Origin of the sequence: Arthrobacter sp. AK01 (assembly GCF_021109375.1) — a bacterium.
Lineage (GTDB): Bacteria > Actinomycetota > Actinomycetes > Actinomycetales > Micrococcaceae > Arthrobacter.
The window spans coordinates 17,170-30,370 of record NZ_JAJOHP010000061.1 but is presented as its reverse complement, the minus strand read 5'-3'; the positions used below and the strand labels follow the sequence as shown (position 1 = coordinate 30,370).

Sequence of the window (13,201 nt, the reverse complement as noted above, 5' to 3'; positions counted from 1 at the left end):
TGGTGGGGTCGGGGCGGGGTGTTCCCGCGGTGGGGGTCGGGGGGCCGCCCCGGGCCGGGCCCCCCCGCCCGCCCCGCCCGCCCCCCCCCCCCCCTCGAACCTATTCCCTGGGGGCCAAAAAGCGGGCCCCACTTTCGGGAGCCGGGGCGATTCATCCATCTATCCCGGCCAAGGAACGGATCGCTGCCTCGGCGTAGGGGAGTGGCCGGCCATCGCCTGACTTTGAGGGACGGTGATCTCACAGACCTGGAGGGCGCTGTCCTCACGTCTGTTGCGCGGACGTGGGTGGATCTGGCCACGATGTTGCCCGTGGAAGATCTGGTGGTCGTGGGAGATGCCATTGTCAGCGAACACGATCGCTCGTTCGGTCCACCGCGGGTTCCCCTGGTTTCTTTGCCGAAGCTGCAACTCTTCGTTGAAAAGGCCAACGGTATCCATGGTGTCCGCAAGGCCCGTATCGCGTTGGATGCGATTCGCGTGGGTGTTGATTCTCCGCCGGAAACCAAGCTCCGGCTCTTGCTTGAAGAGGCCGGGCTTCCTGCATTCGTTCCAAACTGCCGGGTAGACGATGCGCTTGGCAAGCCGGTGTGGACTGACTTGGGGTGCCCGGAGTATCGGATCTGCCTTGAATACGAGGGTCTCCATCACCTTTGTCCAGAGCAGCAGGCGCTGGATGCTTACCGGGATCAGCGCGTCTCAGAGGCCGGCTGGCGTCAGGTCAAGATCAACAAGATCGACATGAAGCACGGGAGGAAGTGGGTAGTGGCCCGGGTATCCCAGGGGCTCCGCAAACAGGGGTGGACGGGCTGAGTTTTTGTACAGGTACTGCCCTTATGAGCCGCCCATCAGGGCAGTAGCTGTACAAAAAACCAAATGTGACTTCCACAATATGGAATAACATTTTCCCCTTGCGGAATGGTGTGAGCGGGATTACATTTGAAAAACCCCCTCAAAATGTGGGGCTGTTCCCAAACTGATTGGTTCAGATCAATGAAGATCCCAGACCCCGCGGCGCTGAAGGCGAGTTCGGCCCCGCAGAAGAAAAAGCGGCTGTACCAGTCGCTCTTTTTTCAAATCCTGATCGCCGTCGTCGCAGGTGTGCTCATCGGTCATTTTTGGCCGACCATTGGGTCCGCCCTCCGGCCACTGGGTGATGGATTCATTCAACTCATCAAGATGATCATCGCCCCGCTGATTTTCCTCGTGATCGTCACGGGCATCTCGGCAGTGGGCGACGTCAAGGCGGTCGGAAGGGTCGGGGTCAAAGCGCTCCTATACTTCACCGGCGCCACCCTCTTTGCCCTGGTCTTCGGGCTCATCGTGGGAAACATCGTTCAGCCAGGTGCCGGCCTGAACATCGATCCCTCCACGCTGTCCCAGGATGCCCTTAACGCCAAGACCGGCAACGCTCCGCCCAAGGACGCCGCGGCGTTCATCCTGGATGTCATCCCCGTCAGCGTGATCGGTGCGTTTGCCAACAACAGCCTGCTTCAGGTGCTGTTCTTCTCCGTCTTTTTCGGCGCCGCCATTGTGGTCATCGGCCGCGAGCGTTGCCTTCCGGTCATCAGCCTCATGGAAACCGTCCTTGAGCTGATCTTCAAGATCATGTCCTGGATCATGAAGGTGGCCCCCATCGGCGCCTTCGGTGCCATGGCCTTCATCATCGGCCAGTACGGCATCGGCACGCTCAGTACCTATGCCCTCCTGATAGCTGCCTGCTACGGCGCGGCCATCATCTTCATCGGCTTGCTGTTCGTGGTGGCTTGGGGCTTCGCCCGCGTTCCGTTGTGGCAGTTCCTCAAGTACACCCGCGAAGAATTCCTGCTGGCACTGGGTACTGCTTCCACGGAAGCTGTGATGCCCCGCATCATGACCAAGTTGACCAACGCCGGTTGCTCCCGTGCCACCACCGGCCTGGTGGTTCCCACCGGCTACTCCTTCAACCTCGACGGCGCCGCGATCTACCTTTCGATCTCGCTGCTGTTCCTGGCCCAGGCCTTCGGCCACAACCTTGATCTCGGCCAGCAGTTGGCAGCCCTTGGCGTGCTGCTCCTGACCTCCAAGGGCATGGCGGGCGTACCGGGGTCGTCCTTCCTGGCACTGTCCGCTACCGCTGCAGCCCTCGGCATCTTCCCGGTTGCCGGCGTCGCGCTTCTTCTCGGAGCCGACCGCCTCATGGACTCCATGCGCGTGGTCGTCAACCTGCTCGGCAACTGTGTGGCAACGTTCGTGGTGGCCAAGTGGGAAGGCCAGTTCGACCGCAGCGTCATGGTCCGCGCCTTCAACGGTGAGATCACCAACGAGGACACAGCCATCATGCTCGGCAAGGAAGACGTCTATGCCCAGCAGGAACTGGAGCGCATCAGCAGCGGCCAGAACCCTTCCCCGAAGTTCCGCGGTGGACCCGCAGCCGACGACATCCCGCAGTTCGAGATGAGCAAGAAGGGGCAATCAACAACCCCGGTTTGCCCGGACTGACCGGATAGTTTTTGTACAGCTAATGCCCTTAAGACGCCGTCTTAGGGGCATTAGCTGTACAAAAACTCCTTAGAGGGGGAGCAACTCTGAAAGATCGGCACGCAGGCCGGAGGCAGCCACCCGGTGGGCCGACACCGCGTCTGCCCATGAAATCCGCCCGGTCACCAACGACAGCCAGGTGGCGGCGTCGCACTCGATCACATTGGGGGGAGTGCCGCGCGTGTGGCGGGGCCCTTCTACGCATTGCGTGACGCCGAACGGCGGCACCCGGACCTCCACCGAGTTGCCGGGTGCGCGTGCGGTGACTTCCTCGAGGGAGTAGCGGACCGCCGTCGCAATGAGAGAGCGCGACGGCGGGTTCCCGGCATCGCGGCCCGGCTCACCGGCGGTTTCGCCGCCGGAAGGTTCGACGGCGGCCTGCCAAGCTGCCAGGGCGGCGCGGCCTTCCTCAATATTGACGCGGCGTCGTGCAACAGCCATGCGTGTCTCTCCTCAGAAGTGCTAGTCGAGCAGGGCCGAGACGGCGTGGCCCAACCGGATCTTACCCACGGGGCGACCGCCGCCGAGGACGGGCTCAACCACTCGTTCCAGGACGCTGGAAACGGCCGGGATGTCCACGGCGCCGCTGACGGCCAGGAGGGTCAGTCCCACCAGGGACGTGGCGCGGAGGTTGCCGTCGAGCATTTTCACGGCCACCGTCGCGCCGGTTGGCGTGGCCAGGACCAGGATGCCCTCGGCGCCAATCTTGGCAAGGACCTCAAGCTCTTCCATGACCACCGTGTTGGACTCGCCCTTGCCTTGGACGGCCCAGGGGTAGTCCAGCATGGAGGTGGCGATGGTGGCCGCGCGTGCGTTGGACGACGAGTCCCCGGGCGACTTGGCCAGCCGGGAGTAGGCGCGGGCAAGGCCCGTTAGCGAGATGGCTGCCACGGGGGCTCCGCAGCCGTCGATGCCCAGATGTGAAATCGTTTCGCCGCTGTATTCCTCGATCACGGACCGTACGCGCTGCTGGAGGGGATGGTTGGGCTCAAGGTAGCTGCGGAGGTCCCAGCCGTTTTCAGTACAGGCCCACAAGAAGGCGGCGTGCTTGCCGGAGCAGTTGAAGGCGAGCTTGGACTGTCCGCGTTCGGACCGGACCAGCCAGTTGCGGGCCGTCTCGTCCTGCGGCCAGGCCGTGGGGCACTGCAGGTTTTCTTCCTTGACGCCGGCTGCCTTGAGCATTCCCTCCACCACGTCCATGTGGTCCAAGGACCCGGTGTGGCTCCCGCAGGCGACAGCAACTTGCGCCCCGCGCAGGGGCACACCGGATTGCATGGAGGCCAGTGCCTGGAAGGGTTTGAGGGTGGAGCGGGCGAGGATGGGGGCGTCGATGTCACCAAGACGGGTGACCACAGAGCCGTCACCGGCAAGAACGACGGCCGCGCCGATGTGCCGGGACTCAATAAAGCCACTTCGTTCGATCACTGCCAGTTCCACCGCAGACTCAACGTTGAACGTTTCATGCGAACTCATGGGCATAAGCCAAGTCTAGGGCGCGGTGGGGCGGTTCACGGCTCAACCGCGCACCCGCGCGCTCTCAACCGCGCACCCGCGCGCTCTCAACCGCGCGCCCGCGCGCTGCAGGGTAACCGGGTCAAAGCTGTCGGGTCCGGGGAATGACACAGCTTAGGCCCCGCGCCCTTCACAAAGTACCCTTGAAGACTGTGAAGGTACTCGTCATTGGCCCAGGCGGCCGCGAACACGCCATTGTCCGCTCTCTGCTTGAAGACCCCAACGTCTCCGAGGTCCACGCGGCCCCGGGCAACGCGGGCATCAGCAAACTCGTTCCCACCCACGCGATCGACGGGAACAGCCCGGAAGCCGTGTCCGCCCTCGCCACCAAGCTGGGCGTGGACCTGGTTGTCGTCGGCCCCGAGGCGCCGCTGGCTGCCGGAGTTTCCGACGCTGTCCGTGAGGCCGGCATTCCGGTCTTCGGTCCCAGCAAGGAAGCAGCCCAGTTGGAAGCTTCCAAGGCGTTCGCCAAGCAGATCATGGCCGAAGCCAGCGTCCCCACGGCCATGGCCCGCGTTGCCACCAACGCCGAGGAAGCTGCCGATGCGCTGGATACCTTCGGTGCGCCCCACGTAGTTAAGGACGATGGCCTGGCCGCCGGCAAGGGCGTCGTCGTTACCAAGGACCGCACGGAAGCCCTGGCACACGCCCAGGCATGCTTCGACGCCGGTGGAACCGTGGTCATCGAGGAATTCCTCGACGGTCCCGAGGTCTCCTTGTTTGTCCTGTGCGACGGCCGCACCACCGTGCCTCTCTCACCGGCCCAGGACTTCAAGCGCATCTTCGACAACGACGAAGGCCCCAACACCGGCGGCATGGGTGCGTACACCCCGCTCGAGTGGGCTCCCGAGGGCCTGGTCCAGGAAGTCATCGACCGCGTGGCCCAGCCCACCGTGGACGAGATGGCCCGCCGCGGAACCCCCTTCGTCGGCGTGCTCTACTGTGGCTTGGCCCTGACCTCGCGCGGCACTCGCGTCATCGAGTTCAACGTCCGCTTCGGCGATCCCGAGACGCAGGCTGTCCTTGCCCGCCTCAAGACCCCGCTCGGTGCGCTGCTGCTGGCAGCTGCCAAGGGCGAACTGGACACCGCAGAAGAGCTGCGCTGGTCCAAGGACACGGCAGTCGCCGTCGTCGTTGCCGCCGAAAACTACCCGGACGCGCCCCGCACGGGTGACCGAATCCGCGGCCTGAAGAAGGTTGACGAGTTGGACGGCGTGCACGTTGTCCACGCCGGCACCAAGCTGGACGACGAAGGCAAGGTCGTTTCCGCAGGCGGCCGCGTCCTTGCAGTTGTTGCGCTGGGTTCGGATCTGGTGGAGGCCCGCGAAAAGGCGTACGACGGCGTCGAGCTAGTCCAGCTTGAAGGCTCGCAGTTCCGTACGGACATCGGAGGCAAGGCCGCACGCGGCGAAATCCGCGTGCCGTACACCGCCACCGGCACCATCCCGAAAGTGCAGGCGTGAGCATGACTGAAGGAATACCCACGGGCGGCTTCGAAACTGAAACGTTGGACCTGCCGGGTTGGACGCACGTCTACTCCGGCAAGGTCCGCGATCTTTACGTCCCGGCCGATGAAGCCATCACGGAAAAGATCGGCCAGGAGTGCGTCCTGGTGGTTGCCAGCGACCGCATCAGCGCCTACGACCATGTGCTCAGCAGCGAGATCCCGGACAAGGGTCGCGTCCTCACCCAGTTGAGCCTCTGGTGGTTCGACCAGCTGGACGTTGAACACCACGTGCTTGCCTCCACAGTTGAGGGTGGCGTTCCTGCCGCTGTCGAGGGCCGGGCCATGATCTGCAAGAAGCTGGACATGTTCCCGGTGGAGTGCATCGCCCGCGGCTACCTCACTGGCTCGGGCCTGGCGGAGTACCAGGAATCCGGCACGGTGTGCGAGATCCCGTTGCCCGAAGGCCTCGTGGACGGTTCCCGTCTGGACAAGGCGTTGTTCACTCCCTCGGCCAAGGCCGAGGTAGGCGAGCACGACGTCAACATCACGTATGACGACGTCGTGGCAATGGTGGGTGACGACATCGCAGCCCGCCTCAGCGAGCTGACCTTGAAGATCTATACCCGCGCCGAGGAGATCGCCCGCGAACGCGGCATCATCCTGGCCGACACCAAGGTGGAGTTCGGCATTGACGCTGCCACGGGCATCATCACTCTTGGCGACGAGGTCCTCACCCCGGACTCTTCGCGGTTCTGGGATGCGTCCACGTACGCGCCGGGCAAATCGCAGCCCTCATACGACAAGCAGTATGTCCGTGACTGGCTGACGTCCGCCGAGTCCGGCTGGGACAAGTCCTCCGACACACCCCCGCCGGCATTGCCCGCCGAGGTAGTAGAGCGCACCCGTGCCCGCTACGTGGAGGCTTACGAGAAGCTCACAGGCCGCACCTTCGCCTAAGGCACCAAACTGAGTCGCAGTTAAGTACGTTTTGAGCGGTCAAAACGTACTTAACTGCGACTTATTGGGTTAATTCAGGCTCCGGAGTGTTCCTTCGCGGCGCGGCGCTCGGCGAGGCGGATCTCGAGGACGGCATCCATGGCCTGCTGGACCCTGTCAGAGGCCCCGGCAGCGCTGAAGTCGTGCTGGGCCTCTTCCAGGAACTGCAGCGCCTCAGAGGCTTCCCCAGCTGCTTTCAGGGACTTGCCCAGCAGCAGCGAAACCTCGCCGGCGGTGTGTCGGGCCAGGACCTTTCGGTCGGCATGGATTTCGCGGAGCTTCTCGACGGCGGCAGGAATGTCGCCGGTCAGGTACAGCCAGCGGGCGCGAATGAAGGCGACCTCCAGCTGGTCCGTCTTGTTTCCGCCCACGATGGACAGCGCCAGTTCGGCGCGCTCAATGGCGGACAGTGTTTCCGGCTCCACGATGCCCGAGGACAAGCGGACCGCTGCGGAGGCCTTGTTGAACCGGGCCCACAGCTCGATGTCGTTGGCTGGGGAGAGCAGCTTGGCTGCACGCTCGTGGTGCTTGATGCCTTCGACGTAGTCGTGGCGCATGAAGGCCACGTTGCCCACCACCCAGGCAACTTCCCCGGCCAGCTGCGACATGGAGTGCTCGTCCATGTGATCGATCATGGCCAGGCAGTACGTCCATGCTTCGTCCAGCTTGCCGCTCTCGGCAAGGGCACCGATCAGGGCGCGGTGAGCTCCGATGATGAGGGTGGATCCCTTGGGCAGCTGCTCGCACAGCTTCACTGCCTGCTTTGCATGTTCGACGGCGGTGGCCAACTGACCTTGTCCGTGACACACTGCGGCAAGCATCTGCCACGCACGCACTCCGAGGCCTGCGGATTCGGTGGCCATGGGATGTTCCAGCAGATGTTCAACGATCTGTTGGCATTCTTTGAGGTGGCCCTGCTTCATCACGCACTCGGCCTGCATGTACGTCATGTTCCACCAGGCGCTGTTGTTCTTGGCCTCAAGGGCGATCTGAGCGGCGGTGGCAGCGTGGCTGGCGGCGAGTTGGTAGTCGCGAAGGTCCCAGGCTTGCCGGGCATAGAGTCCAGCGAGGACGTATTCGGCGTCGCTTACGGAAACGGGTTGGCTCCACGCTTCCAAGGCCTTCGGCGCCAGTTCCAACCGGCGGGCCAGCTCTTCGATGACCTCGGCTGTGGGCTCACGCCGGCCGGTCTCAAGGAGCGAAATGTAGCTGGGCGAATACAGGTTTTTGCCGAGCTCGGCCTGCGTTAACCCACGTTCGAGCCGTTCGGCACGTAGCTTCTCGCCGAATCCGTTTCCCACGGGTCCCCTCCTACAGGTGTCTTTTGACCTAAACCTTGACAGTCTCTGTGGAAAACATTTTACAATGTATGTCAACAGGGACCGCGCAATTTCCATAACGAATCCGACTCGCATTGGGGAAATACCATGTTCAAGAAAATCATCGCTTCAGTGGCCGTGGCGGGCGCACTGACACTAGCGGTTGCGGCTCCCGCAGTCGTGTCTGCTGCTCCGGCAGTGGACTCCAGCAGCACCATCAGTGCCATTGGCAACTGGCCTGATCCCATGCGCATCGCTGCGCCGACGAAGTCCACAACATCCACGCCGCCGACGTACACGACGTTGTCCATCGGCAACTGGCCGGATCCTATGTAAATCAACTGCAGTGAAGAAACCCCGGGGCGTTACGAGCGACGCCCCGGGGTTTTCTTTGCCCTAAGGGGTATGCATGGCCTGGACTATTCGCCGGCGGTCGCACGAGGAGGTCAGGACCGGTCCCGGCAAACAAAAATGGCGCCGATTTCTCGACGCCATTTCCGTGTTTGGTCGGGATGACAGGATTTGAACCTGCGACCTCTTCGTCCCGAACGAAGCGCGCTACCAAGCTGCGCTACATCCCGATCCGCTGCGAAAGCAACTGTTCAAGAATAGCCGAAACGTCCCGTGATGCGAAATCGAGGAGGGAGTGTCCCTCGTCACTGCCTGGACCCACAGGAAAGCTACACCAGCGAGTCCCGCCAGGCCCCGTGCAACTGGGCGAACCGTCCGCCTCCGCTGATCAATTCGGCCGGCGTCCCGTCCTCCACGATGCGGCCGTCATGGACCACGAGGACCCTGTCGGCTGTCTCCACGGTGGAGAGGCGGTGGGCGATGATGATTGCCGTCCGGGCAGAGTTCCCACCCGCCACGCCTTCCAGAAGCTGCGCAAGTCCCTGCTGGACCATGCGCTCGGACGGAATGTCCAGAGAGGACGTTGCTTCGTCGAGGATCAGCACGGCCGGTGCGGCCAGGAATGCCCGGGCGAAACCAATGAGCTGTCGCTGGCCTGAAGACACGCGCCCGCCGCGCTTGTTGACGTCCGTGTCGTAGCCTTCGGGCAGGCTGGTGATGAACTCGTGAGCCCCGACAGCAACCGCGGCGGCCTCGATTTGCGCCCGGGATGCTTCGGGCCGGCCCAGCGCGATGTTGTCAGCTACTGATCCGCTGAAGAGGAACGCTTCCTGGGTCACCATCACCACGGCGCGGCGCAGGTCTGTGGTGGACAAGTCCCTGAGGTCGATGCCGTCCAGGGTGATCGCCCCGGACGTGACGTCATAGAAGCGTGCCACGAGCTTGGCCAGCGTCGATTTGCCGGCGCCGGTTTGGCCCACCAAGGCAACGGTCTGCCCGGCCGGGATATGCAGGTCCATCGTGGGAACCACTACCTGGCCGTCGCCGTACCCGAACTCCACAGACTGGAAATCGATCTCGCCCCGCGAACTCTTCAGCGGCACCGGGGTCTTCGGCGGACGGACCGTGGGAACTTCCTCAAGGAGGCCCGACACCTTTTCCAATGCTGCCTGTGCGCTCTGGAACGAGTTGTAGAACATCGCCATCTGGTCCACGGGCTGGAAGAAGCGCTTGGTCGACAGGATCAGGGCCAGCAGGACGCCGACGGCGAGGTCTCCGCTGAGCACACGGAAGCCACCAAACAGCAGGACCACGGCAACGCAGACATTCCCGATCAGCACCAGGCCCGGCTGGAAGATGCCGTTCAGGTTGATGGAGCGGACAGTGTTCTTGCGGTAATCCTCGGCCAACTCGCCATACCGCGATGCATTCTCGGGTTCCTTGCGGAAAGCCTTCACTGCGCGGATGCCTGTCATGGTCTCCACGAAGTGCACGATCAACCGGGCTGAAACCACACGGGATTCACGGAAGGCGATCTGCGAGTGCTTCTGGTACCAGCGGGCAAGGAAGAACATGGGCACACCGGCAGCGAGCATGATCAGACCGCTGCGCCAATCCAGCGCGAACACCGTGATGGCCGTGAAGAGCATGAACAGCATGCCGGACGCCAAGGAGCTGACGCCGGAGTCCAGGAGTTCGCGGAGCGCTTCAAGGTCCGACGTCTGCCGGGCAATGATGCGCCCGGAGGTGTATTTCTCGTGGAATTCCAGGCTCAGCCGTTGGGTGTGCCGGAAAACGCGCAGCCGGAGATCCAGGAGCATGGCCTGGCTCAGGCGGGCCGTGGACGTCACATACAGTGCTGTCATTCCGGCCGTGGCGATGGCAGCTGCCAGATACAGGGCACCGGCCAGCACCAAGGGGCCGTTGTCGCCTGCCTGCAGCGCGGGAAGGGCGTTGTCGATCCCGAAGGCGATCAGCGCCGGCCCGGCAACCCGGGTGAGCTGCGAGACCACCACCATCGCGATCGTCAGCCAGAAACGCAACCGCACGGGGCGGATGAGCGAGGCAAGCAAGGTGAGCGACCGGCGTCGTACGGCTTTGCTGTCTGCCTTGGTGAGGAGCGTGTTGTCCTCGTTGGCGGTTCCAAAGGTTGTGGCACTCACCGGCGGGCCTCCTCAGCTTCTTCGAGTTCGTCCAGTTCGGTGTCCAGGTCCTTCGGACCGGTATCCAGGCTGGCGATGACGTAGCGGTAGTGATCGTTGTCGGCCAACAGTTCCGTATGGGTTCCGACGGCGGTGATGGTGCCGTTTTCGAGCAACGCCACCCGGTCCGCCAAAGCCACAGTGGATGGCCGGTGCGCAACGATCAGTGTGGTGGTCTCGCGGAGGACCTCGCGCAAGCGGGCCTCCACTCGTTCCTCGGTGTTCACATCCAGGGCGGACAGGGGATCGTCCAGGACCAGGACCTTCGGTTTGGCCGCGATGGCCCGGGCCAGGGCGATGCGCTGGCGTTGGCCGCCGGACAGGCTCAGCCCTTCCTCACCGATGAGTGTGTCCACGCCGTCGGGCAATGAGTAGGCGAACTGGGCCTGCGCCACGTCCAAGGCCTCGTCCAGAGCGGCGTCGCTGGGATCCGGAGCGCCCAGGAGGACGTTGTCGCGCACTGAACTGGAGAACAAGGTGGTGTCCTCGAAGGCAACGGCCACGATCCTCCGGAGCTCGTCGATGTCGTAGTCGCGGACATCCACCCCGTCGATGGTCACAGCACCCTCGGTGACGTCGTAAAGGCGGGGGACGAGTTGGAGCATGGCGCTCTTGCCGCTGCCGGTGATGCCCACCAGGGCCATCGTTTCGCCAGGACGGATATCAAGGGTGAGATCGTGCAGGAGCGACCCGCCGTCGTCGAACCCGAAACCCGCGTGCTCAAAGCGCAAGGCGCCCTTCACGGTCTCCGGCACCGTGGCGTGATCCGGGGAAGTAATGGTGTTTTCCGTGTCCATGACCTCGAAGTGGCGGTCCAACGCGGTCTTCGCGGTCAGGGCCATCGCCAGCAGCATGCCCGAGAATTCCACCGGAGTGGCCACCACGGCGGCGGTTGCGAAGAAGGCAACCAGCGAGCCAATGCTCAGCTGGCCGCTGGCCGCCAGCATAATGCCCACCACCAGCCCGACGCCCAGCGCAAGTTCCGGCAGCAAAGTAACAACCAAGGTGAAGCCGGCTTGCTGCTTGGCCTTCGCGATCTCGGTCTGCCGAAGCTCCTCGGCCTGGCCGTTGAAGTTCTCCAACGCTTCGCGGCTGCGCCCGAAGGCCTTCAGGACGCGTATGCCGTGGACGGATTCCTCCACGGTGGTGGCGAGGTCGCCGGCCTGGTCCTGGCTGAGCCGGGTGACCAGGCTGAACCGGCGGCGGAAGCGGAAGGAGTTGATCATGATCGGTACCGCCGCGCCCAGGAAGATCAGGGCGAGCTGCCAGCTCATGGAGAACATCACGCCGACGCCGATGATCACCGTCAACGTCGTGACCACCAGCATGATCGCGCCGAAGGCCATCCAGCGCCGCAGGAAGCTCAGGTCCGTCATGGCGCGGGAGAGCAATTGGCCCGAACCCCAGCGGTCGTGGAACGCCACGGTGAGCTGTTGCAGGTGCCCGTAAAGCGTTACGCGCATCCGGGTCTCAACGGTGGTGGCGGGGTTGATGACGAACTGCCGGCGCAACGCCACCAGCCCCGCTTCAGCAATACCCAACGCAAGGATCACGACGGCGGCAATCCAGACTGCGTCCGTGGAACCGCCGGGTTGCAAGGAGTTGTTGACGAGGACCCGCAGTACCTGCGGAATCGTCAGCGCCACGATGCTTGCCAGCAGGGCGCATATCAGGCCCATGAACAGGCGGGGGAGGATTGGCCGCACATGAGGGTACAGCCGGCCGACGGAGGTGAAAAATGACGTTTGCTTGGACATGCCCGCTTCTCAACAGCTGGATCTTCAGATGGTGCGGAGGTAGTTTCCCGTAGCAACTACCCTATGCCATGGCGTGATTCGTTTCACAGGACTACGCAACGTAGGTGAAATGTTTGACCCAGTTATTGAGGATCGTAATGATCCCTCGGTGTTTAGCTGCGTGCCGTGAGCGTCAGCAGCACTGCTTCCGGGCGGCAGGCGATCCGGACCGGCGCGAAGCGTGAGGTGCCGATACCGCCTGAGACGTTTACCGGCGTCGTGAATTCCTTGCTTTCCCAGTCGTGGAGTCCCTTTGCACGCCACGTGGGGAGGTCGCAGTTGGAGACCAGGGCGCCATAGCCAGGGATGCAGATCTGGCCGCCGTGGGTGTGCCCGGCAAAGATTACGTCCGCTCCAGCTTCGGTGAAGTGGTCCAGCACGCGCTGGTACGGAGCATGGATGACACCGACCTTGAGGTGCGGGCGGGCGTCCTGGTTCACGGTCCCGCGGGGCCAGCCGGCGTACCGCTCGCGCTTGAGGTGGGGGTCGTCGACTCCGGAGAAATCGAAGCGGAGTCCGTTGAGGACCACTGACTGGGCGCGGTTGGTGAGATCGATCCAACCGCCCATGCCGAAGGCTGACCGGAGCTTGGGCCAGTCGAGCTTGATGGGTTCAGTCTTGAGCTTTGAGGGCCCGCGGAAGTATCCGGCCGGGTTTTTGATTCTTGGCGCGTAGTAGTCATTGGACCCCGGCACGAAAACGCCCGGGAACTCCAGCAGCGGGCGAAGTGCCTGGATCAAGGGATCGACGGCCTTGGTGTGGCTCAGGTTATCGCCCGTGTTGACCACAAGATCGGGTTTCAGATCGGCCAGCGACTGGAGCCACTGGGCCTTCTTGTCCTGGCCCGGGACGAAGTGAATGTCGCTCAGGTGGAGGACCTGGAACGGCGCTGAACCCTCGGGGAGGACCGGAAGTGTTTCCTGGCGGACCTCGAACTGGTCCTTCTCCCACCAACCATAGGCAGCTGCTGCCGCTCCGGCTGTTGCACCAAGGGCTGTAGTGACGGCGAAACCGCGCCCGACGGTGCGGACGCGGTTTGCCAGTGAATCACGGAAGGACACG

Annotated in this window: 11 protein-coding genes and 1 tRNA gene; 5 read left to right on the top strand and 7 right to left on the bottom strand. The window is 63.5% G+C overall.

Annotated elements, in window-relative coordinates; all coding sequences use genetic code 11:
- Positions 1 to 201: 201 nt before the first annotated feature.
- The gene (locus LN996_RS18425) at positions 202 to 810 is read left to right on the top strand and encodes a hypothetical protein (RefSeq protein ID WP_231341839.1); all 609 of its coding nucleotides are present in this window, start codon (positions 202 to 204) and stop codon (positions 808 to 810) included.
- A gap of 180 nt (positions 811 to 990) precedes the next feature.
- Positions 991 to 2,478, top strand: coding sequence for a cation:dicarboxylate symporter family transporter (locus tag LN996_RS18420; RefSeq protein ID WP_231341838.1), 1,488 nt, complete (start codon positions 991 to 993; stop codon positions 2,476 to 2,478).
- A 69-nt stretch (positions 2,479 to 2,547) separates the two neighbouring features.
- Here the strand turns inward: LN996_RS18420 and LN996_RS18415 are convergent, their stop codons facing one another.
- Together LN996_RS18415 and LN996_RS18410 are read right to left on the bottom strand one after the other, a co-directional pair.
- Complete coding sequence (locus tag LN996_RS18415; protein WP_231341837.1) at positions 2,548 to 2,958, bottom strand: sterol carrier family protein; 411 nt, start codon at positions 2,956 to 2,958, stop codon at positions 2,548 to 2,550.
- Positions 2,959 to 2,979: 21 nt separating this feature from the next.
- Positions 2,980 to 3,996, bottom strand: coding sequence for an asparaginase (locus tag LN996_RS18410; RefSeq protein WP_231341836.1), 1,017 nt, complete (start codon positions 3,994 to 3,996; stop codon positions 2,980 to 2,982).
- Positions 3,997 to 4,181: 185 nt separating this feature from the next.
- On the opposite strand from LN996_RS18410, the gene purD reads away from it, so the two are divergent.
- Together purD and LN996_RS18400 are read left to right on the top strand one after the other, a co-directional pair.
- On the top strand, positions 4,182 to 5,492 hold the full coding sequence (purD, locus tag LN996_RS18405) for a phosphoribosylamine--glycine ligase (RefSeq protein ID WP_374110847.1): 1,311 nt from the start codon (positions 4,182 to 4,184) through the stop codon (positions 5,490 to 5,492).
- A gap of 2 nt (positions 5,493 to 5,494) precedes the next feature.
- Positions 5,495 to 6,433, top strand: a complete 939-nt coding sequence (locus tag LN996_RS18400) for a phosphoribosylaminoimidazolesuccinocarboxamide synthase (RefSeq protein ID WP_231341834.1) — start codon at positions 5,495 to 5,497, stop codon at positions 6,431 to 6,433.
- Between the two features lie 74 nt (positions 6,434 to 6,507).
- Here LN996_RS18400 and LN996_RS18395 read toward each other — a convergent pair whose 3' ends face one another.
- Positions 6,508 to 7,773, bottom strand: a complete 1,266-nt coding sequence (locus tag LN996_RS18395) for a helix-turn-helix transcriptional regulator (RefSeq protein WP_231341833.1) — start codon at positions 7,771 to 7,773, stop codon at positions 6,508 to 6,510.
- A 126-nt stretch (positions 7,774 to 7,899) separates the two neighbouring features.
- On the opposite strand from LN996_RS18395, the gene LN996_RS18390 reads away from it, so the two are divergent.
- Positions 7,900 to 8,127, top strand: a complete 228-nt coding sequence (locus tag LN996_RS18390; RefSeq protein ID WP_231341832.1) for a hypothetical protein — start codon at positions 7,900 to 7,902, stop codon at positions 8,125 to 8,127.
- 168 nt (positions 8,128 to 8,295) lie between these two features.
- On the opposite strand, the gene LN996_RS18385 is transcribed toward LN996_RS18390, so the two are convergent.
- The 4 genes from LN996_RS18385 to LN996_RS18370 all read right to left on the bottom strand — a co-directional run bounded on the left by LN996_RS18385 (position 8,296) and on the right by LN996_RS18370 (position 13,200).
- Positions 8,296 to 8,372 (bottom strand) — tRNA-Pro (locus LN996_RS18385).
- A gap of 99 nt (positions 8,373 to 8,471) precedes the next feature.
- Positions 8,472 to 10,304 (bottom strand): ABC transporter ATP-binding protein, encoded by a 1,833-nt coding sequence (locus LN996_RS18380; protein WP_231341831.1) that lies wholly within the window; start codon positions 10,302 to 10,304, stop codon positions 8,472 to 8,474.
- A complete protein-coding gene (locus tag LN996_RS18375; RefSeq protein ID WP_231341830.1) occupies positions 10,301 to 12,100 on the bottom strand; it encodes an ABC transporter ATP-binding protein in 1,800 nt (599 codons plus the stop codon). The genes LN996_RS18380 and LN996_RS18375 overlap by 4 nt, the downstream gene beginning before the upstream one ends.
- Before the next feature lie 152 nt (positions 12,101 to 12,252).
- Positions 12,253 to 13,200, bottom strand: a complete 948-nt coding sequence (locus LN996_RS18370; protein ID WP_231341829.1) for a metallophosphoesterase — start codon at positions 13,198 to 13,200, stop codon at positions 12,253 to 12,255.
- Between the last annotated feature and the right edge of the window lies 1 nt (position 13,201).